Origin of the sequence: Chitinophaga pollutisoli (assembly GCF_038396755.1) — a bacterium.
Classification (GTDB): domain Bacteria; phylum Bacteroidota; class Bacteroidia; order Chitinophagales; family Chitinophagaceae; genus Chitinophaga; species Chitinophaga pollutisoli.
Genome location: NZ_CP149822.1, coordinates 1,974,512 through 1,993,986 on the forward strand (window position 1 = coordinate 1,974,512; position 19,475 = coordinate 1,993,986).

At 55.1% G+C, this 19,475-nt stretch carries 20 protein-coding genes and 1 pseudogene; 16 read left to right on the forward strand and 5 right to left on the reverse strand.

Annotated features, from left to right (window positions below):
* The first annotated feature begins 17 nt into the window (after positions 1 to 17).
* From WJU16_RS08055 to WJU16_RS08075, 5 genes are read left to right on the forward strand one after another with little or no spacing between them, the layout of a single operon-like run.
* Complete coding sequence (locus WJU16_RS08055) at positions 18 to 605, forward strand: hypothetical protein (RefSeq protein ID WP_341837809.1); 588 nt, start codon at positions 18 to 20, stop codon at positions 603 to 605.
* Positions 602 to 1,018 (forward strand): nitrous oxide reductase accessory protein NosL, encoded by a 417-nt coding sequence (locus WJU16_RS08060; RefSeq protein WP_341837810.1) that lies wholly within the window; start codon positions 602 to 604, stop codon positions 1,016 to 1,018. Before WJU16_RS08055 ends, WJU16_RS08060 begins: the two co-directional genes overlap by 4 nt.
* Entirely contained in the window at positions 1,015 to 2,244 is a 1,230-nt protein-coding gene (locus WJU16_RS08065; protein ID WP_341837811.1) for a nitrous oxide reductase family maturation protein NosD, read from the forward strand. The genes WJU16_RS08060 and WJU16_RS08065 overlap by 4 nt, the downstream gene beginning before the upstream one ends.
* Complete coding sequence (locus WJU16_RS08070) at positions 2,241 to 2,969, forward strand: ABC transporter ATP-binding protein (RefSeq protein ID WP_341837812.1); 729 nt, start codon at positions 2,241 to 2,243, stop codon at positions 2,967 to 2,969. Before WJU16_RS08065 ends, WJU16_RS08070 begins: the two co-directional genes overlap by 4 nt.
* Entirely contained in the window at positions 2,938 to 3,705 is a 768-nt protein-coding gene (locus WJU16_RS08075) for an ABC transporter permease subunit (RefSeq protein WP_298707777.1), read from the forward strand. The genes WJU16_RS08070 and WJU16_RS08075 overlap by 32 nt, the downstream gene beginning before the upstream one ends.
* 9 nt (positions 3,706 to 3,714) lie before the next feature.
* Here WJU16_RS08075 and WJU16_RS08080 read toward each other — a convergent pair whose 3' ends face one another.
* Together WJU16_RS08080 and WJU16_RS08085 are read right to left on the reverse strand one after the other, a co-directional pair.
* The gene (locus WJU16_RS08080) at positions 3,715 to 4,167 is read right to left on the reverse strand and encodes an Rrf2 family transcriptional regulator (protein ID WP_341837813.1); all 453 of its coding nucleotides are present in this window, start codon (positions 4,165 to 4,167) and stop codon (positions 3,715 to 3,717) included.
* 28 nt (positions 4,168 to 4,195) lie between these two features.
* On the reverse strand, positions 4,196 to 4,609 hold the full coding sequence (locus tag WJU16_RS08085) for a 6-carboxytetrahydropterin synthase (protein WP_341837814.1): 414 nt from the start codon (positions 4,607 to 4,609) through the stop codon (positions 4,196 to 4,198).
* Between the two features lie 154 nt (positions 4,610 to 4,763).
* On the opposite strand from WJU16_RS08085, the gene WJU16_RS08090 reads away from it, so the two are divergent.
* Together WJU16_RS08090 and WJU16_RS08095 are read left to right on the forward strand one after the other, a co-directional pair.
* On the forward strand, positions 4,764 to 6,548 hold the full coding sequence (locus WJU16_RS08090; RefSeq protein ID WP_341837815.1) for a hypothetical protein: 1,785 nt from the start codon (positions 4,764 to 4,766) through the stop codon (positions 6,546 to 6,548).
* A 345-nt stretch (positions 6,549 to 6,893) separates the two neighbouring features.
* Entirely contained in the window at positions 6,894 to 7,415 is a 522-nt protein-coding gene (locus WJU16_RS08095) for a GNAT family N-acetyltransferase (RefSeq protein WP_341837816.1), read from the forward strand.
* On the opposite strand, the gene WJU16_RS08100 is transcribed toward WJU16_RS08095, so the two are convergent.
* A complete protein-coding gene (locus WJU16_RS08100; protein ID WP_341837817.1) occupies positions 7,416 to 7,613 on the reverse strand; it encodes a hypothetical protein in 198 nt (65 codons plus the stop codon).
* 255 nt (positions 7,614 to 7,868) lie between these two features.
* Between WJU16_RS08100 and WJU16_RS08105 the strand changes: the two genes are divergently transcribed.
* The 9 genes and pseudogenes from WJU16_RS08105 (at position 7,869) to WJU16_RS08145 (ending at position 17,057) form a co-directional block, all read left to right on the forward strand.
* Positions 7,869 to 8,453, forward strand: coding sequence for an RNA polymerase sigma-70 factor (locus WJU16_RS08105; protein ID WP_341837818.1), 585 nt, complete (start codon positions 7,869 to 7,871; stop codon positions 8,451 to 8,453).
* A gap of 74 nt (positions 8,454 to 8,527) precedes the next feature.
* Positions 8,528 to 9,463: a FecR domain-containing protein gene (locus WJU16_RS08110; protein WP_341837819.1), complete on the forward strand. Its 936-nt coding sequence runs from the start codon at positions 8,528 to 8,530 to the stop codon at positions 9,461 to 9,463.
* A 31-nt stretch (positions 9,464 to 9,494) separates the two neighbouring features.
* A complete protein-coding gene (locus tag WJU16_RS08115; protein WP_341837820.1) occupies positions 9,495 to 12,812 on the forward strand; it encodes a TonB-dependent receptor in 3,318 nt (1,105 codons plus the stop codon).
* 21 nt (positions 12,813 to 12,833) lie between these two features.
* On the forward strand, positions 12,834 to 13,868 hold the full coding sequence (locus tag WJU16_RS08120) for a RagB/SusD family nutrient uptake outer membrane protein (RefSeq protein WP_341837821.1): 1,035 nt from the start codon (positions 12,834 to 12,836) through the stop codon (positions 13,866 to 13,868).
* On the forward strand, positions 13,859 to 14,635 hold the full coding sequence (locus tag WJU16_RS08125; protein WP_341837822.1) for a RagB/SusD family nutrient uptake outer membrane protein: 777 nt from the start codon (positions 13,859 to 13,861) through the stop codon (positions 14,633 to 14,635). Before WJU16_RS08120 ends, WJU16_RS08125 begins: the two co-directional genes overlap by 10 nt.
* A 21-nt stretch (positions 14,636 to 14,656) precedes the next feature.
* The gene (locus WJU16_RS08130; protein WP_341837823.1) at positions 14,657 to 15,619 is read left to right on the forward strand and encodes a BT_3987 domain-containing protein; all 963 of its coding nucleotides are present in this window, start codon (positions 14,657 to 14,659) and stop codon (positions 15,617 to 15,619) included.
* A gap of 120 nt (positions 15,620 to 15,739) precedes the next feature.
* Positions 15,740 to 16,021, forward strand: a pseudogene (locus WJU16_RS08135) (endonuclease/exonuclease/phosphatase family protein); the annotation flags it as partial.
* Positions 16,022 to 16,122: 101 nt separating this feature from the next.
* Complete coding sequence (locus tag WJU16_RS08140) at positions 16,123 to 16,458, forward strand: endonuclease/exonuclease/phosphatase family protein (protein WP_341837824.1); 336 nt, start codon at positions 16,123 to 16,125, stop codon at positions 16,456 to 16,458.
* 221 nt (positions 16,459 to 16,679) lie between these two features.
* Positions 16,680 to 17,057 carry a hypothetical protein gene (locus WJU16_RS08145; RefSeq protein ID WP_341837825.1) on the forward strand — a complete coding sequence of 126 codons (378 nt, stop codon included), beginning with the start codon at positions 16,680 to 16,682 and terminating at the stop codon, positions 17,055 to 17,057.
* A 53-nt stretch (positions 17,058 to 17,110) separates the two neighbouring features.
* On the opposite strand, the gene WJU16_RS08150 is transcribed toward WJU16_RS08145, so the two are convergent.
* Both WJU16_RS08150 and WJU16_RS08155 read right to left on the reverse strand, forming a co-directional pair.
* Positions 17,111 to 17,986 (reverse strand): alpha/beta hydrolase, encoded by an 876-nt coding sequence (locus tag WJU16_RS08150; protein ID WP_341837826.1) that lies wholly within the window; start codon positions 17,984 to 17,986, stop codon positions 17,111 to 17,113.
* Positions 17,987 to 18,001: 15 nt separating this feature from the next.
* Positions 18,002 to 19,354 (reverse strand): amidohydrolase family protein, encoded by a 1,353-nt coding sequence (locus WJU16_RS08155; protein ID WP_341837827.1) that lies wholly within the window; start codon positions 19,352 to 19,354, stop codon positions 18,002 to 18,004.
* Between the last annotated feature and the right edge of the window lie 121 nt (positions 19,355 to 19,475).

The window sequence follows — 19,475 nt, forward strand, 5'->3', positions numbered from 1 at the left end:
CTTCTTTACTACCAGTTATGAACAGAAAACTAAGCGCATTCGCGAAAGTGAGCATCTTCGTAGCCATCGCCTGTATCATCGCGCTCTGGTTCACGCCCATGTGGAGGATCGACCTCGCCGCGCCGCAGTATCCCGAAGGGATATCCATGAATATCTGGATCAACGACGTCAAGGGCGATGTGGAAATCATCAACGGCCTGAACCACTATATCGGTATGAAAACCATCCATAAAAATGATTTCAAGGAATTCGTCTACATGCCCATCGCGCTGGGAATCTTCTGTGCGCTGGGTTTGGTGGTGTTCTTCCTGAACCGGCGGATCGGTTTCTACATCTGGACCGGCCTGTTGCTGCTGATCGCCCTGGTTTCGATGTACGATTTCTGGAAATGGGAATACGACTACGGCCATAACCTGGACCCCACGGCGCCGATCAAAGTGCCGGGCATGGCGTATCAGCCGCCGCTGATCGGTTACAAAAAGATGCTGAACTTTGAAGCGTTGTCGCAGCCCGATATCGGCGGATGGTTCTTTGTGGCGGCTGCCTTATTGCTCACCGGCGCATCTGTCTACGAATGGCGGCGCGCGAAAAAAATGGGTTTATGAAGATGTATCTACCGGCGCTGACCCTGCTTATCTTTTTGGCCAGCGCCTGCGGCAGGAAGTATGAACCGATCAACTATGGGAAAGACGCCTGCGCACATTGCAAAATGACAATCATGGACAAGCGTTTCGCCGCGGAGATCGTGAATGAGAAAGGCCGCGTGTTCAAGTTCGACGATATCACCTGCCTGAAAGCCTATACGGCCGAGCTCACCACCGGCAGCCTGCTGTTCGTGAACGACTATGCCGGCCATTCCGCCGAACCGCTGGATGCCACCAAAGCCGTGTACCTCCATCACGAATCGTTCAAGAGCCCCATGGCAGGCAACCTCCCCGCCTTCGCGGACGCGGCTGCCGCCAAAGCGCTGCAAGACAGTCTCGGGCTCAATTTGCTCACCTGGGAATCCCTGCCATGACCTGCATCCGTACCATATTATTTTTTCTCCTCCTCGTACCCGTGGGGCTTTCGGCGGCGGTGATCCGCACCGGGCCCGACAGCCTCCTCCAGCACGCACTCGACAGGGCGCAACCCGGCGATACGATCCTCGTGGCGCCCGGCCATTACAAACAGCACGAAATCGTCGTGCGCACACCCGTTACCCTCATCGGTGAAAGCTACCCGGTGTTCGACGGGGAAAACAAATACCAGATCCTCATCGTATCCGCCGACAACGTCCGTATCCAGGGCATTACCGTACAAAACACCGGGCGCAGCAGCATGGTCGACATGGCCGGCATCCGCCTCCAGAACGTTTCGCGCGTGACGGTCAGTAATTGCAGGGTATTGAACACCACTTACGGCATCTACCTCCAGGGCAGTAAGTTCTGCGTGATCGAAAACAACGAGATCCGCTCTTCGGCCACCGACGAGCTACAGGCCGGCAACGGCGTCCACGCCTGGAAGTCGGACTCCCTGCTCATCCGGAACAACAAGATCTCCGGGCACCGCGACGGCATCTATTTCGAGTTCGTCACCGGGTCCGCCATCATCGGGAACATCTCCACCAACAACGTCCGCTACGGGCTGCACTTCATGTTCTCCCATAACGACGGCTACAGCCGCAACACCTTCCGGCACAACGGCGCCGGTGTAGCGGTGATGTATTCCAAGCATGTGGTCATGGTCGGCAATACCTTCGGCGAGCACTGGGGAGACGCTTCCTACGGCATCCTGCTGAAAGATATTTCCGACAGCCGGATCGAACATAACCAATTCGCACACAACACCATCGGCATATTCATGGAAGGCAGTAACCGGATCCATGTGCTCCGGAATACCTTCAACGCCAACGGCTGGGCCATGCGTGTGCAGGCCAGCTGCGAGGGGAATACCATCGAAACCAACAATTTCACCGAGAATTCCTTTGACGTCGCCACCAACGGCACGCTCATGCTCAACACCTGGCGAAATAACTATTGGGACAAATACGAAGGATACGACCTCAACCGCGATGGCACCGGCGACGTGCCCTACCATCCCGTGAGCGTCTATTCGATTCTTTCTGAAAGAATCCCTTCCACCATGATTCTCTACAGGAGTTTCCTCACCAACATCATCGACCAGGCGGAGAAAATCATGCCGTCCATCATCCCCGACCAGCTCCGGGACGATTCACCTCAAACGAAAAAATGGAAATTATGATCCGGATAGATAAACTGACCAAATCCTTCGGCAAGTTCCGGGCGCTCGACGGGATCGACCTCATCCTTGAAAAAGGACAGGCCGTTTCGCTCCTCGGCCCCAACGGATCCGGTAAGACGACGCTCATCAAATCCATACTGGGACTGGTTATCCCGGAGAAGGGCAGCATCACCATCAACGGGCAGCTCATCCGCAACCATCCCTCCTACCGCGCCAACATCGGGTATATGCCGCAGATCGGCCGCTACCCCGACAATATGACCATCGAGCAGGTGATCCATATGATCAAAGACATCCGCAAGGAACAAACGGAGTACGACGAGGAGTTGTATGTGAGTTTCGGGCTGGACAAGATCAAACACAAGAAGATGCGGACACTATCAGGCGGTACGCGCCAGAAAGTGAGCGCCTGCATTGCCTTCCTCTTCTCTCCTGACATTTACATCCTCGACGAGCCCACCGCCGGCCTTGACCCGGTGGCCAACGAGGTGCTGAAAGACAAGATCGCGACCGAATGCGCGCGAGGCAAGCTGGTGCTGATCACCTCGCATGTGCTCAGCGACCTCGACGGGCTGACGAGCCACATCATTTACCTGCAGGACGGCCAGCTGATGTTCCACGAGAGCATCGGGCAGTTGCAGGAGCGCACCGGCGAAACGAAACTCAATAAAATCATCGCAAACATTCTGAAAAATGCTGACCGTAAGCAAATATGTATTTCTTGACCTGCTGAAGAACAGGTCGATACTCGTGTACACGCTTGTGCTGGCGGTGCTGTCGTTTACCCTGCTGGGGCTCGACGGCAACAGCGCCAAGGGGCTGCTGAGCCTGCTGAACATCACCTTGCTGTTTGTGCCGGTGATCACGACGTTGTTTTCCGCCATTTACTTCTTCAACTCGCTGGAATTCATCGAGCTGCTGTTGTCGCAGCCGGTGAAGCGGACGGGGATTCTATTATCCGAATACGCGGGGATGGCGCTGTCGCTATCCGCTGCTTTTGTGGCGGGCGTGGGCGTTCCGCTGATGATCCTGCTGCCGGTGGGCGCGTCATTCGTCCTGATTTTGTGCGGGGTGATGCTGACGTTTGTTTTCACATCGATCGGGTTGTTGATTTTCGTGCTTTCGCGCGACAAGACCCGCGGGATCGGCGCGGCGATCATTGTGTCGCTGTTCTTTACTTTACTGTTTGACGGTTTGATGATGGCCTTCATTTTCGCCTTCAGCGAATACCCGATCGATAAGGCCGTGGTGGCGATGATCGGGTTGAACCCGGTGGACCTGGCGCGGATACTGATGCTGTTGCAACTGGATGTGGCGGTGCTGATGGGATATTCGGGGGCTTTGTTCAAGGAGTTCCTGGGCTCTTCCTCCGGCAGCATCTTCGCGGTGGGCTGCATGCTGATCTGGATCGTGGCGCCGTTGTTGCTGGCGTTGCGGATTTTTAAGAAGAAAGACCTGTAAGTTGATGGTTCACTTCTTTTTAACGAGCCGGTTGTTGATGACGATTTTTCCTTTCCGCGTTTCTTCGGCGAGGTCGTGGATCGTGGTTTTCTCGAACATTTGCCGGAGCTGGGCTTTGATGGTGCGGTATTGTTCGTGCATGGGGCAGGGCCGGGTTTCGGAGCATTCTTTCAATCCGAGCACGCATTTGGTGAGGACGCCGTTTTCCCCGACCGCTTCGAGCACGGCGCGGACGGGGAGCTTCCGGGCGGCTTCGGTGAGGTAGAAGCCTCCGTTGGGGCCGCGCACGGAGCTGACAACATTGTTGTTTTTGGTGAGCAGCTGGAGGATCTTGGCGGTGAAGGATTGCGGCGAATCGATCGCCGTGGCGATTTCGTCTATTCCGAGCTTATTGTCTTCCGAGCCTTTCAACGCAATGTAGATAGTGGCACGGAGCGCATATTCCGCAGATTTGGACAGCATAATGGCGTTCGATTTGGCTGCAAATTAATCATAAAACCCATTCCGCATACGAATCCGCCGTTTCAAAGAGTTTCAGGGCGGCGAGGGTGATGCCTGCGGGGAGTTGATGGCGGAGGGCGTCGCGAATGAAGAGGAGGAGATTTTCGGCCGAGGGCTCTGCGGTCATCACCAGTACGTTTTCTTCCGAAGGCAGGTCGGGATTGGCTTGCAGGTAAGCGGAAGAAACCACCAGGGTATGGTCGAGCCGGCTCACCACGGCTTCGTTCACCATCCGCTTCAGCTCCTTGAAATCTATCAGCATACCCGGCGCGGGGAAATAGCTGTCGGGTTCCTCCGCCCTGACGGTCACATGCAGCTGGTACGAATGCCCGTGCACATGCCGGCAGGCACCGTGATAGCCATGTAATGCGTGCGCCGTCTCGAACCGGAAAATTTTAGTCACTCGTATCATCTAATTTTTAATTTTCGCAAAGATACTAAATAAGGATATTTTTATCCTTATTTTAAATACCTTTACATCGCCAACCGAGGCAATCAATTTTCAGCAGCATACGCCAACTTTCCAGCGCGCTGCCCTACCTACTCAATCCGAAAATATGGTGCACGAATTTCACATCCCTGTCATGGGGCTGGCTTACACGATCGACAGTCCGGTTAAAGTGGCCCGCTTCGGCATTAGTTCCGTCATTTCCATCATTGAAGACCGCCTGATCGAGATGATGCGAAAGCATTACTACACCGAGCGCAACGAGCCTTACGAACCGATTTCCTCCAAGGAAGAAGATTACCGCGCCCGGCGCATCACCGATTACCTCAACCTCGTGAACCGCATCGTGCAGGAGCAGGTCGAAAAGCTGCGGACAGCGGCGTTCGAGAAGGGTTCCGAAATCGTGAAATACTTCGAGATGCTGCCCGACAACAGCAACGTCAAACTGCTGTATAACCAGTTCAACGCCGCCACCCGCACAGAAGCGCGCGCGGCGCTCGAAGCGAAGTTGCGGAGCCTCATCACACCGGGGGCGATCGACGTCAACATCATGACCAAAACCGACAAGAATAATTACGGCGCCGACGGGCAACCGATCGAAGACGGGTCAGACGCAGTGGCGGCGCTGAGAGGCTATGCCAACAGCGACCTCGTCGGTTCCTCCATCGTTTTTTCCGCGGGCATGAATCCCCGGCTCTACAGTTACCTGGAAAAATGCCGGCAATTTGATGCGGACGCCAATGGCGTCATGCAAAAGAAAGTGATCGTGAAAGTGAGCGATTACCGGTCGGCCCTCATCCAGGGGAAATTCCTGGCCAAGAAGGGCATCTGGGTGAGCGAGTTCCGCATCGAATCGGGGCTGAACTGCGGCGGGCATGCTTTCGCGACAGACGGTATTTTGATGGGGCCCATCCTCGAAGATTTCCGCACTGGCAAAGCCGAACTTACGGCCGCGCTGTTCCAGCTGTATGCCGATGCGCTCGGCAAACGGGGCGCCCATGTTCCCGGCGAGCCTCCGCCCATGCTCGTCACCGCACAAGGCGGTATCGGCAGTCACGACGAGCACCAGATGCTGCGGGAGTATTACCAGTTATCAACGACAGGTTGGGGAACGCCATTCCTGCTCGTTCCTGAAGCCACCACGGTAGACGCGGACACCCTCGGCCACCTGGCCAGGGCCAAGTCAGACGATGTGGCCCTCAGCCACTCCTCCCCCATGGGCGTGCGTTTCCATTACCTCAAAGGCCTCAGCGGCGAAGCGGAGCGCCTGCGCCGCTTCGAGGAAGGCAAGCCGGGCAGCCCCTGCACGGAGAAGCACCTGTCTTTCAACACCGAATTCACCGAACGGCCTATTTGCACCGCTTCCATCCAATATCAGCGCCTGAAAATCGACCAGCTGCAAAAAGCGCAGCTTCCGGAAAACGAGTACCAGGCGCAGCTGAAGCTGGTCCTGGACAAGGAATGCCTTTGCACAGGGCTGAGCAACTCCGCGGCGGCTTTGTACAATACGACCCTCGTTAAAAACCAATCCGCCATTACGATATGCCCCGGGCCCAACATTGCTTTCTTTAACCGGGAAGCCTCGTTGCAGGAGATGTGCGACCATATTTACGGGCGCGGAGACCTCTTGTCCGGAACCGAGCGTCCGCATATGTTCATCAACGAACTGCGGTTGTACATCGCTTACCTGGCGGAGCAACTGCAGCAATGCACCGGCGACAAGATGATGAAGCAGCTGGAAGTTTTCCGGGAGAACCTGGGGAAAGGGATCGCCTATTACCGGCAGCTCCATGAGGCGGGCATCATCCCGGACGCCCGGTTTGGCCAACTTTTACACGAATCAGAATCACAGATAGAGGCGCTGAAAGACGTAGCGTGCGTTACTACCCAATGACTACCTGTCCTATGATCCCATACCTAAAACAAAAGGCCTTGCCGCATCTGCGGCAAGGCTTTGCTTCTAGCAGCAAATTCAAACAGTGGATCTTATAAAAGGCTTTCGAGGAACAGGTCTATTTCGGTTAAAGTTTCATCTGTGTTGCCGCTGAAGCCGGTAAAGGCATAACGGACATTCCCTTCTTTGTCGATAATGAATTTCGCGGGAATGCCTTTTACCCAACCCCCATTCCCGCATCCCGCACCGGAAAACTGCCGGTTCAGGCCAGATGGGGCCGAAATCCGGATTCCCTGACGGAACTTTCGGCCCGCATTCCTGTATTGTTAATCTGACGAACGAAATATGCAAAACGAAAAAATCACCGTCCGCAATGCCCGTACCACCGAAGTTTCCGCCATCGGGCAACTCATGATCCAGGTATATTCCGCACTGGAAGGCTTTCCCGGCATCTCCGAACAACCCGCGTACTACGCCATGCTGGCCAATGTGGGCGAGCTCGCTTCGCGCCCCGGGGCGGAGCTGATCGTTGCGCTCAGCGGCGAACGCCTCGCCGGGGCCGTCGTGTATTTCAACGACATCCAGTTTTATGGCTCGGGTGGCACGGCTACACAAGAGAAAGAAGCCGCCGGGTTCAGGCTGCTGGCCGTTCACCCGAACTTCCGGAAACAAGGCATCGGAAGGCTGCTGGCGGAAACCTGTATTGCCCGGGCACGCCAGGCGCGCCGGAACCAGGTCATCATCCATTCCACCCGCTCGATGCGCACGGCCTGGGGCATGTACCAGCGAATGGGGTTCCTCCGGTCGGAGGATCTCGATTTTCTCCAGGGCGAACTGCCCGTATTCGGCTTCCGGCTGCCATTGTAATCAGCGGAAAAGCGCCTCCGGCACCACATCCCCTATCTTCTCCATATCGCCCGTATCGAAATTGCAAAGGAGTATAAGATATGCCGCCCGGCCTATTTCGAATCCCCCGGGCGCTTCAGCGGGCGTATACAACTCCCGCACCAAAGCCGGGCGCAGCAGCGAACCATTATACAGTGCGATAGCGCAATTCTCAAACAAGGGGGCATCATTGTATGGCGTATCCTGTACAGTCCGATTCCAGCTTAATGCTGTTTTTCCGATACAATTTTATCCGCTTTGCGCGGTCTTGTTGGCTCAGGCATGCGAATCCAGCGGCAATATTTCTGATGAATATTTACTAATATTGACCCGGTTATTTCAGATCAATACACATTTTCCGGATTGAAAGACTGGCAATTCCACCGTTAAGAATATAACCGAGCGATTATAATGGCTGAATAATTTTGCTTTGACATGGATCGTAGTGAGAACCAACAATGGCCCGACTGGATCCGACGGCTGCAACGGGGCGACGAGTCGGTGCTCCGGGAACTGCTGACCGCACTCGGGCCCAGGTTGCTGGGTTATTGTAAAAAGAAGACGGGTAGCAACGAAGACGCTGAGGAGCTGACGCTCGACATTTTCCTGAAATTCTGGCAATACCGTAACCGGCTGGACGCCGACGTAAATCCTGAAGCGTTGCTGTTTACCATCGCACGCAATCACATCTTGAATTTTATGCGGAACAGCGCTGTCCGCAAACTGGCAGCCGCATCGCCGCAGGAAGCCGATCTCCCGGAAACCGACGGCATCCTCCATAACTTCACCTATAACGAGTTGCTCCGCCAGTACCGGCAGGCGCTGGAACAGTTGGGGCATAAACAGCGCATCGTATTTAAGATGAGCCGGGAAGAAGGACTCTCCCATCGCGAAATCGCCGAGCGGCTGGGGATATCCGTCCGCACGGTGGAAGCCCATATCCACAGCAGTTTGAAATTCCTGCGCACCGAGCTGAAAGACGGGTTTGTGGTGATTGTTTTCTTATCCATCCTTGAATAATCCCACTTTTTTTCCTATCCACTAAGTAGTCGAATCCTAATCCGTGTATATAATGGAAAGGATACAGTATTCCCATGAGTAACGACCTCTCCGTGTCTTTGCAGGCACTTTATGAAAAAGTACGTGATGGTTCCGCCAGTCCGGATGAGCTTCGCCGATTCCTGGCGCTCACGGAAGCGCCGCCGGAAGAATTATTGCCTTTCCACGATTGGGAGCGTGCGCCCGAAAGCCCGTTGCCCGCACGGCTGAAAGCCAGTATTATGCAGCATGCCAGGCCGGTTCGCCCATGGGCGCACCGTTTGCTTCCTTACGGCGTGGCGGCCGCCGTATTTTTAGCCATTATGACACTGCGCACTGTTTTCTGGCCGCACGGTGATGCGCTGAAAGTACATACCGGTCAGGGTGAAATCAAAAAAATCACCTTATCGGACGGTACGCTCGTAACCCTGAATGCCCACAGCGCTATCCGGTTTAATGAGGGCGCTGAGGAAGGGGAAAGGACGGTTTTCCTTGAGGGGCAGGCCTTCTTTGATGTGCAGCAGGACGCCGCGCGGCCGTTTGTAGTGGAAAGCGGTGGACTGCGAACTGAAGTGCTGGGCACCTCCTTTGACTTGCGGGCTTACCCGCGGGAGCGGCCATTTATTGCCGTGGTCTCGGGTAAAGTACGGGTGAAAGACGGGAACGGCGGAAGCGTAATCCTGGAACGCGGGCAGCAGGCCGTATACGACGCCGGCGCGCAACAATTTACCAGGATCCACAAAGACCCCTCGGGTATGAGCAGCTGGCAGCGTGGCATCATCAGTCTCGACCGGACGCTCCGCGACGTATGCGCCGACATCGAACGCTGGTATGGGGTGAAGATCATCCTGGAAACGCCCGGCATCGGGGAATACCAGCTTTCCGGCAGCCAGGAAGTCAAATCACTGGAATCCTGTCTGGATGCAATCTGTTTCATATTCCACCTTCAATATACCATCAAAGACAACACGGTTCGTATCTATAAGAATTAACTAAGCTCTACACGTTCAAAACAAATCAAAGATGTATCAAAAAGTACACATGAAGCTGCTCCGCCGGCTCCTGGCGCTCGTTTTGTGCCTGCCCGCAGCTACGGCGGCGGCTCAGAACGACGGCCGGTCCGGGCAGACCGTAGACATCAGCGTAACCAACGCCGATGTCACGGAAGTTTTCCGCATTATTGAAAAACAGACCGATTTCCGGTTTTTGTACGACGGCTCCCTGAAAGCCAGTGCAGGAAAGATCTCCCTTGATTTCAAGCAGATCCGCGTGCCTGCGCTGTTAACCGAAATTGAAACCCGCACGCAGCTGAAGTTCCTTACCCGTGGCAAAGACATTTCCGTAACACTGAGCGGGCAGTCTGCCCAACAACCGGGCGCCGGCAGGCGCGAGATCACCGGTATTGTGCGCGACACCACCGGGCAGCCTATGGTAGGCGTTACCATCGCGGTGAAAGACACCAAGCGCGGGACCGGAACAGACATTAACGGCCGCTACATTCTTTCGGTAGATGACAGCGACGTGCTGGTATTCTCCATGATCAGCTTCCGCAAGCAGGAATTCCCCGTGGCGGGCCGCAATAAGCTGGACGTGGTGATGCAGGAAGCATCCTCCGCCCTGGAAGAAGTAGTGATCGTCGGTTTCGGCCAGCAGAAGAAAGTGAGCCTGGTAGGCGCGCAAACCACTATTTCGCCGCAGGACCTCAAGCAGCCGGTTTCCAATCTCACCAATTCCCTCGGCGGCCGCATTGCCGGGATGGTGAGCGTGCAACGGAGCGGCGAGCTGGGATTCAATGACGCGAACATTTACATCCGAGGCATTTCCACATTTACAGCCGGCCTCAGCCAGCCGTTGACGCTGGTAGACGGTGTGCCCCGCGCCATCGCCAATGTTGACCCGGAAGACATTGAAAGCTTTTCGGTGCTGAAAGACGCCGCGGCAACAGCGGTATACGGCGTAAGAGGCGCCAACGGGGTGATCCTCATCACCACCAAGTCGGGTAAATCGGGCAAGCCCAGCTACAACCTCCGGTATACCGAAGGCGCTACGGATTTCACGACGCTTCCTTCTTTCGCCGATGGGCCCACGTATATGGAAATGTCCAATGAAGCACTGCGCACGCGCGGCAACACACCACAATATTCCGACGAGGCCATCCAGAAAACCCGCGACGGCAGCGATCCTGAGCTGTACCCGAATGTGGACTGGTTTAAGGAATTGTTCAACAAAAACGGCCGGATGCGCAATGCCAACGCCAATATCAGCGGCGGCAGCGAGAAGGCGGTATATTATGTAGGGTTGGGATTCTATGACGAAAAAGGGCTCTACAATATCGACGAGCTCGCGAAATACAATTCATCTATCTACCAGAAAAGATACAACGTAACATCCAACCTCACGTTGCAACCTTCCGCCACCACCACCGTGAAGCTCGGCATCAGCGGGTACCTCACCAACGTGAATCTGCCCAACACCGGCGTTGGCGGCATATTTGAAGACGCATACTTCATGACGCCCGTACTGATCCCCACGCGCTACGCCGACGGCAAGGTGGCCGACGTGCGGAGCGGTGGCCTCAGTAATCCCTGGGCCAGCCTTACGCAAACGGGTTATGCCAATCAATGGCGCAGCCAGATCTTCTCGAACCTGCGCCTTACTCAGGAACTGCCATTCTTGTTGAAAGGGCTTTCCGTGACCGGCATGTTCTCGTTCGACGCCTATAACTATACCAGCAACCGCTACACCAAATCGCCCGACACCTATTTGGCCACCGGCCGCGACGGCGATGGTAAGCTGCTGTATGACCAAACGGCTATTGGTACCGAGTTCCTCAGCTACGACAAGTCCAACATCGGCGAGCGCACATTATATACAGAACTGGCGCTCAATTACAACCAGAGTTACGGCAAGCACGACGTTTCCGGGATGCTGCTTTTCAATAAAAACGACAAGATCAACACCTTCGCAGGCAACCTCGAATCGTCTATGCCCTACCGCTTCCAGGGCCTCGCCGGCCGGGCGACCTACGGTTATAACAACCGCTACTTCCTGGAAGCCAACTTCGGTTACAACGGCTCCGAAAACTTCTTCCCCGACCAGCGCTACGGCCTCTTCCCCTCCGCCGGCCTGGGCTGGGTAGTATCCGAAGAGAAATTTTACCGCCCGTTGAAAAACATCGTGGAGTTCTTCAAAATCAGGTTTTCGCACGGCATCGTCGGCAACAGCCAGATCGACGGGCGGCGCTTTGCGTACCTGGCGACAGTCGCAAACAAATCCGCCTACAGCTTCGGTAAAAACCCCACCAACACCTTTACCGGTAAAGATATCGGTGAATACGCCGTGGACGTGACCTGGGAAACCTCCCGCAAAACGAACCTCGGCTTCGATATGCGCGTACTGCATGAAGCGTTGCAGGTGCAGGTAGATCTGTTCCGCGAATACCGCAGTGGTATTTTCCTTCGCCGCCGGTCATTGCCGGGCTATGTTGGTATGATCAACGCACCTTATGGCAACGTAGGGATCATCGATAACAAAGGCATCGACGTATCGCTGACCTACAATGAACGCTTTGGCGACCTGTCGCTCCAGCTCATGGGCAACTTCAGTTACAACCGCAACGAAGTGGTGGAAAACGACGACCCTGCCTGGAAGTATCCCTGGCTGGAAAGGAAAGGTCAGAAAGTGAACCAGCGTTTCGGATATGTGGCGTTGGGTTTGTTCGAAAGCGACAAGGAAGTGGAAAACTCGCCCCGCCAGCCCGGCGACGTGCGCGCGGGCGACATTAAATATAAAGACATCAACGGCGACGGCGTCATCGACTCCTACGACCAGGTGCCCATCGGTTACGGCGACGTACCCGAGATCATGTACGGTTTCGGTTTCACGGCCGGCTACCGGTCCTTTGCACTGTCCGCCCTTTTCCAGGGCGCGGCAAACGTGGACGTGCTGCTCAATGGCGAAGGCACCATGCCCTTCCAGCAGGGCCTGGCGCGGGGGAACCTCTTCAGCAACATCCACGACAGGTGGACGGAAGAAAACCCTAATCCAAACGCCTTTTATCCACGCCTCATGCCCGGATCGCTGAATGAAAACTACACCGCCAGCACCTGGTGGGTAAAAAACAGCAACTATCTCCGGCTCAAGACCCTTCAGCTCAGCTACAACCTGCCTCAGAACTGGATGAAGCGCCTGCGCATCAAATCTTCCAGCCTCTTTGTTCAGGGTGTTAACCTGCTGACCTTCTCCAAATTCGACTTGTGGGATGTGGAAATAGGCAACGGCCGCGGCGCGGCTTATTCCAGCACCCGGTCGTACACTGCCGGCATCGCCGTCAATTTTTGATCAAAATCAACGTGAAACGCTATGAAAAAATTGAAATATCCACTTTTCCTGATTGCCGCCGTGATGCTCGCGCCCGCCTGCAATAAGGATTTCCTCAACCAGGTGCCCGACGACCGCATTACCATTGAGCAAGTCTTCAAACGGCGGAAATATTCTGAAGAATATCTCGCCAATATCTATAACACGCTTCCCAACGATGCGTATCGCAATACTTCTCCCTGGGAGGGCATGTCCGACGACGCAGACATTACCTATGACCGGCCGGGCGCCGGGTACGACACCTACCCTGCCAACCTTGGCAACTGGAGCGCCGCGTCCAATTACTTCAATTACTGGTCGAAATATTACCAGGGCATCCGTTCCGCCACATTCTTCATGCAAAATATCGGCGGTAACGATGAGATCCTGGCGCTGCCCAACGGCGGCGATCTGATCGCGCAGTATGCCGCTGAAGCGCGGGCGCTGAGGGCTTACTATTACTGGTGCCTCGTACGCCAGTACGGTCCGGTCATCCTGCTGGGAGACACCCCGATCGCGGGGGACCTCGAGCCCGGAGCAGCCGAAATGCAACTGCCGCGCAACAGCTACGACGAATGTGTGGACTACATCGTTTCGCAGCTCGATCTTGCCGCTCAGCACCTCCCTCCCCATTTCACCGATCAATCTGAAACCGAATACGGCCGTGTTACGCAGGCATTCTGCAAAGCCGTCAAAAGCCAGGTGACGCTGTATGCCGCCAGCGCACAGTTCAATGGCAACAACGACTATTCAGGATTCAATAACAAAGACGGCAAGCAGCTCATTAGCACCCAATATGACCCCAACAAGTGGAAACGCGCGGCCGATGCGGCCAAAGAGGTGATCGACGGATTCGATTTTTCGTTGTACCGGAAAAACGGACCCGACGGCTCCTTTGACCCCTACCTCTCCACCCGCGACGTTTTCCTCGATCCCTGGAACAGTGAAGTCATCTTCGCCAGAACAACCATGGGCTTTCAGGCTGGGAGCGTTCGGTTTCGCCGCGCCTCAGCAGCGGATATGCAGCCGTGGCGGTGACGCAGCAGCTGGTAGACGAATTCGAGATGGCCAACGGGTTACCGATCAACGATCCGACTTCCGGATATCAGGAAACGGGATTTTCTACCGCCGCCACCCGGTTCTCCCCTGCTGGTACTTATATGATGTACGTGAACCGCGAGCCCCGTTTCTACGTCAACGTGAGTTACAACGGCAGTCCGTGGATCAATACATCGGAGGGCACCAAGCTCATCGAAACATTCTTTACCGGAAACACGGGAAAGAAAGGCTCCTGGGATTTTCCGCGGACGGGATACATCGCGCGTAAAAACCTTCATCCCAACAGCAATCCCAGGATTTCGCAATACGTGGCGCGGCCGTTCGTGATGTTCCGTTATGCAGAAGTATTGCTGAATTATATCGAAGCGCTGAACGAATATGCGCCGGGTCATGCCGATATTGCCCTGTACCTCAACGAAATCCGCGACCGGGCAGGGTTGCCCAATGTGGCGGCAGGTTTGGGACAGTTGGAAATGCGCGCCAAAATCCGGCATGAGCGCCGCGTAGAGCTCTGCCTGGAAAACCTCCGCTACTTCGATACCCGCCGGTGGAAGATCGCAGAGCAGACCGATGGCGGCGCATTTTACGGTATGAATGTAGACGCAGGCACCAAACTGACCGACCTCGTATTCTACCAAAGGACCGTTTTCGAGCGCAGGATATTCAGGAAGAGTTACTACCTCCAGCCCATCCCGCAATCCGAAATCGACCGCGATCCCAACCTTGTTCAAAACCCCGGATGGTAAACCGGAAAAAGCATGAAGATTATGAAAGCATCACACATCAGCATCATACTATTCGCAGTCGCCGCGCTCACTAGCTGCGGGCGCACCGACGCGGATCTTATCGATCACATCTCCGACTCATCCGCAGTGGTATACATGCCGCAGGCCATTCGCCTCCCGGCGGAATATACTTTTCAACGCAGCGCGCAAAGCGCCAGGATGGTATATGGCGCCAATTATGGCGGGCCCCACAATCCCGGGGCCGACATTCGCGTCAGCTTTTCCGTGGACCCCGGCAAAACAGGCGGCTTCAACGACGAGTTTTTCACCCGGTACCCGGTTATGCCAGCTGGCAGTTACGAACTCGAAAGCCAGGAAGCTACTATCCCCGCAGGTAAAGTAGCAACGCCTCCGATGAACATCACCGTGCACCTCGACAAACTGGAAGGCGTAGGCGGATATCTGCTCCCCGTTACCGTTTCAACCGACAAGAAAATTAACGAGAGCCTGCGTACCACCTACTACCTCGTGAAAGCCCTGTACGAGGAAAACCCTTTCCCTATGTACGACCGCACCGGTTGGGAAGTGAAAGGTATTTCGTCGGAGGAAACTACCGGGGAGGGCGCCAACAACGGCCGCGCCATTTTCGTCCTCGACAACAATCCCGCCACTTTCTGGACCACCCAGTGGAAAGCCGCCAAACCCGGTCCGCCGCATCATATCATCATCGATATGAAGGAAACGAAAAAACTGCACGGTTTAACGTTTACCGCGCGCGTCGCCAATGGCACCATGCGGCCTACCGGCACCCCGAAGGGAATCGTGGTGGAAGCTGGCGCGGACGGGGTGCAATGGCCCTATCGCGAGGAATTCACCCTCAACAATATCGAGCTGAACACGATCTACCTCGCCTATCCGCCCGAAGCGCGGTATTTTAAAGTAACGATCAATACCAGCCAGGGCGATGTCTATTTAACCCATTTTGCCGAGCTTAATGTATTCTGATCCGTTATGCAAAAATTCCTCCTGATCCCGCTGGCTGTGTTTGCATTCGCTTGCGGTAAAAAAGATGATAAAGATGCGCCGGCTCCTCCTCCCGGGAAAGAAGGGCCGCAGATCACCGTCATGACTTACAACATCTACGGCGCGCGCGCTTCCGCCGGCACACCTGCTGATTTGCAGGCGCTCGCCAAGATCATCAACGACGCTAAACCCGACCTCGTCGCCCTCCAGGAAGTAGACGTCAATACCCGGCGGACCGGCGCTACCGTTAACCAGGCAAAGGAACTGGCCGCATTGACAGGCATGGATTGGCATTTCGCAAAGGCGATGGATCTCCAGGGCGGTATGTACGGCGACGCAGTATTGTCCAGGTTACCGATCGTTTCCGCCAAATCGTATTCCCTGCCGGTTGACCCGGAAATCGGCGGTGAAACGCGATCGGTAGCGATGATCAAAGTAAAAAGGAGGACCGCGAATTCTACTTCGCATCCACCCACTTCGATCATTTGCAGCAAGAAGACAACCGCATTCTCCAGGCAACGGAGTTCAACAAGATCGTCAAATCGCTCGATCTCCCATTGGTCGCAGGCGGCGATCTTAACGCCACACCCGATTCCCGGACCATGGCCGTTGTCAGATCCGTGTTGAACCTCGGCTGCCCGCAGCAATGCCCCCTCACATTTCCTTCCAACCAGCCTAACCGCACCATCGATTACATCATGACCGCGCCCACCAATAAATTCAGCGTATCCAGTTATGTTGCGCCGAGTGGCTGGCACGAAGCATTGAAAGTGTATGCCTCCGACCACCGCCCGGTGATCGCTGTGATGAAAGTATATTAAGCATGCTTATATTTTGCACCGCGAAGCCTCCCCGTCCGGGAGGCTTCGCTTTTTAGTGCGAAACAACCGCACCGTGGTTGCTATGCCACAAGAAGCGGCAGCACCACAATCAACTGTAGAGAAAAATCGCCTACCGGTTCAGCATCAACACGTTGCCGCTTTGGTACAGGAATTGCAAATGAGTAGGAAAGAACATCTTTATTGAACTAAAACCGATCTTTATGAAATTAATGCTCAAGAGTCTGGCTGTGCTGTTGTTTTCCGCTTTCGTGATGACTTCATGCAGTAAAGACACCGACCCCGCTGACGTAGACGTATTTGCCGGCACCTTTAGAGGAAGTGTAGCCTACAGAGATGCAGAAAAGAATATCACGCAAGACAACGGCAGCGTGTTTGTCACCAAAGTGAACGCCCGGTACAACTTCCGGTTTTCGGATGGCATCCCCGACCTGACGGGTGTGGAGTTTTCCAAGAAAGACGACAACACGCTCATCAGCACCGGCAGCGACGGGACCGGTTTGATCACCATCAACAAAGACAAACTCGTAATCGGGTTTACGCGCAACGGCCGCACCTGGACGGCAGATTGCGGCAGATAACACCCCGCCAGCAACGACATAAAAAAGCCTGTGCAATTATTTGCCAGGCTTTTTTACGTGGATACTTTCCGCTCCAGGAAATCCGAGACGAGACTCAGCACTTCATCGAAATTCGTTTCGAGCAGTTTATGACCTCCGTTGAGGATGTGCACCGTCGTATCCCGCAGGTCGCGCGGGTAACAGCGCGCTTCTTCCGCCCCGAAAAAAACATCATGCTTCCCCCACAATATCAACGCGGGCGGCTGGTGTGTGCGGAAATATTGCTGGAAGACGGGAAACATCCCGATGTTATCCTGGAAATCACAATTCAGCGCAAACTGCATATCGATATTGCCGGGCCGTTGCATCCGCAGCCAGTCGAAGCGCCACAATTCGGGGCTGATGCGCTCCAGCAGCGCCTCGGGAACACCGGCGGTGTATTGCATCCTTGTTCCTTCCTCACTTAAAAAACCGGCGACCTTTTCCTTCTTTTCCGGCGTGGGATGGTTCCAGTAATCGATCGTTTCATCCCATTGCGGGCCAATCCCCTCGGCATATGCGTTGCCGTCCTGCACAATCAGCGCGGATATTTTTCCCGGCTGATTCAGGCACACGCGCAACCCGATGGGGCAACCGTAATCATGCAGGTAAATCGCAAAATGGCTGAGCCCGATGCGGTCGGTAAAGCGGCTGATATGGCTGGCGATATTTTGAAAAGTGTATTGGAAATCCTGCTGAGCGGGGAAACCACTGAACCCAAAACCCGGGTAATCGGGCGCGATAAGATGGTAGCGGTCGGCCAGCGCGGTCATGAGGTTTTTGAACATGAGGGAAGATGACGGAAAACCGTGCATGAGCAGTAACGACGGGCGGCGGCGGTTCCCCGCTTCGCGGTAGAAAATCTCCACGCCATCCACCGAAACGGATCTGTTGAAAATTTGTTTTTCCATACCCATGGTGCCGAATTATTGTGCCAAAGGCCCGTTGCTCACAGCTTTCCCTGCTTTGAAAACGCGGTAAATGCTTTGCGTACCGCGAATATCCGTCGCGGGATTATTATTCAGCACAAGCAAATCCGCTTTCTTCTCCGGTTCCACCGTTCCAAAATCCTCCGCCACGCGCAACGCTTTGGCGGCATTCAGGGTACCGGCGGTGATGGCTTCGAGCGGGGTGAAACCCGCTTCCACGAGAAGTTCGAGTTCCAGATGTTCGGAAAAACCCTGCGCCCGGGCCGGACTGGCGCCGGAATCGGTCCCCAATGCGATGAGCACGCCGGCTTTGTGCAGTTTGTAGACGTTTTTCAATGCATTCGCCAAAGCGCGGGACTTTTCCGGGTAATTGCCGTTGTTGCGGATATTATTCCTGTAGGTCTGAGAAGTGATGAATTCGTAAGCGCCAGGTTCCAGCGAAGCTTTGAAGAAGGGATCGCCGAGCCAGGGCGGCGTGTCGCCGTAGGCGTAGGCGAATTTATCGAGCGCCAGCGTGGGGATATAGATGATATTTTTCCTTTTGATAGCGGCCACCAGGGAATCGTCGATCTCCTGGTCGCGGATGCTGTGGGCGATGATGTCGATCCCATCCGCCACCAGTTGCCTGGCGTCTGCGATGAAGTACAGATGGGCGGCGGCTTTCATACCGTTGCGATGGGCGGCGGCAATCAGGGCATGGTATACCGCGGTATCCATTTTTGGCTTCCCGGGGCCGGCATTGTCGACCCACATTTTAATGGTTTTGACGGAAAGGCCGGCGAGCTTGTCCACATCGCGATCCGCTTCCTCCTTCGTAGCCGGTCGCATGACGAGGTCCATCCCGTAAGCCGCGGGTGGCGCGCCGCCGGTGACGCCGAAACCATATCCGGCGGAATGCAGTCTTGCCCCCGGCGCCAGGCCCTTCATGGAAGAATCGGCGAGCCCGCTTTCAAAAAGAATGGGGCGGTCGGTACCCATGACGAGCACCTGCAAAACACCGTAATCCTGATATTTATTGAGATGCCGGGTTACATTTTCCGGTGTGTAGAATCGGCCGTCGTTCTCCGTTCCCTGCAGCGTTCCCACGTGCACGTACGCGCTGATGAGCGCGGGCATAACGGTTTTCCCGGACAGCCGCATCACCTGCGCCCCGTTGCTGTCGAGGTTTTGGCCGATCTGTGCGATGCTGTCGCCCCGGATGAGGATGTCGACATGTTCGCGGGGCGTTTGCCCTTGCCCGTCGATGAGGGTGACGTCCTGCAAGAGGAGCGCCTGGGCGGCGGGGGATTGCCGGCAGGCGGTGAGGAAGATAGCGGTGGCCAGGAAGACTAAAGCGGGGGATATGCGCATGGGTTATCGGATTTTCGGTGTTTTTTAAAGATACAAAAACCGGGCTTGCGGCGTTCCGGTTGTGCGCATTTCATTCACAACGGCATGATTTTATGTATCTTAGTAGAAATTCCCAAAGATT

What these genes read in the sequence shown, in the direction of transcription:
- WJU16_RS08055 (WP_341837809.1), top strand. Translation starts at nt 18, where the DNA reads ATGAACAGAAAACTAAGCGCATTCGCGAAAGTGAGCATCTTCGTAGCC.
- WJU16_RS08060 (WP_341837810.1), top strand. Translation starts at nt 602, where the DNA reads ATGAAGATGTATCTACCGGCGCTGACCCTGCTTATCTTTTTGGCCAGC.
- WJU16_RS08065 (WP_341837811.1), top strand. Translation starts at nt 1,015, where the DNA reads ATGACCTGCATCCGTACCATATTATTTTTTCTCCTCCTCGTACCCGTG.
- WJU16_RS08070 (WP_341837812.1), top strand. Translation starts at nt 2,241, where the DNA reads ATGATCCGGATAGATAAACTGACCAAATCCTTCGGCAAGTTCCGGGCG.
- WJU16_RS08075 (WP_298707777.1), top strand. Translation starts at nt 2,938, where the DNA reads ATGCTGACCGTAAGCAAATATGTATTTCTTGACCTGCTGAAGAACAGG.
- WJU16_RS08080 (WP_341837813.1), bottom strand. Translation starts at nt 4,167, where the DNA reads ATGCTGTCCAAATCTGCGGAATATGCGCTCCGTGCCACTATCTACATT.
- WJU16_RS08090 (WP_341837815.1), top strand. Translation starts at nt 4,764, where the DNA reads ATGGTGCACGAATTTCACATCCCTGTCATGGGGCTGGCTTACACGATC.
- WJU16_RS08095 (WP_341837816.1), top strand. Translation starts at nt 6,894, where the DNA reads ATGCAAAACGAAAAAATCACCGTCCGCAATGCCCGTACCACCGAAGTT.
- WJU16_RS08105 (WP_341837818.1), top strand. Translation starts at nt 7,869, where the DNA reads ATGGATCGTAGTGAGAACCAACAATGGCCCGACTGGATCCGACGGCTG.
- WJU16_RS08110 (WP_341837819.1), top strand. Translation starts at nt 8,528, where the DNA reads ATGAGTAACGACCTCTCCGTGTCTTTGCAGGCACTTTATGAAAAAGTA.
- WJU16_RS08115 (WP_341837820.1), top strand. Translation starts at nt 9,495, where the DNA reads ATGTATCAAAAAGTACACATGAAGCTGCTCCGCCGGCTCCTGGCGCTC.
- WJU16_RS08120 (WP_341837821.1), top strand. Translation starts at nt 12,834, where the DNA reads ATGAAAAAATTGAAATATCCACTTTTCCTGATTGCCGCCGTGATGCTC.
- WJU16_RS08130 (WP_341837823.1), top strand. Translation starts at nt 14,657, where the DNA reads ATGAAAGCATCACACATCAGCATCATACTATTCGCAGTCGCCGCGCTC.
- WJU16_RS08145 (WP_341837825.1), top strand. Translation starts at nt 16,680, where the DNA reads ATGAAATTAATGCTCAAGAGTCTGGCTGTGCTGTTGTTTTCCGCTTTC.
- WJU16_RS08150 (WP_341837826.1), bottom strand. Translation starts at nt 17,986, where the DNA reads ATGGAAAAACAAATTTTCAACAGATCCGTTTCGGTGGATGGCGTGGAG.
- WJU16_RS08155 (WP_341837827.1), bottom strand. Translation starts at nt 19,354, where the DNA reads ATGCGCATATCCCCCGCTTTAGTCTTCCTGGCCACCGCTATCTTCCTC.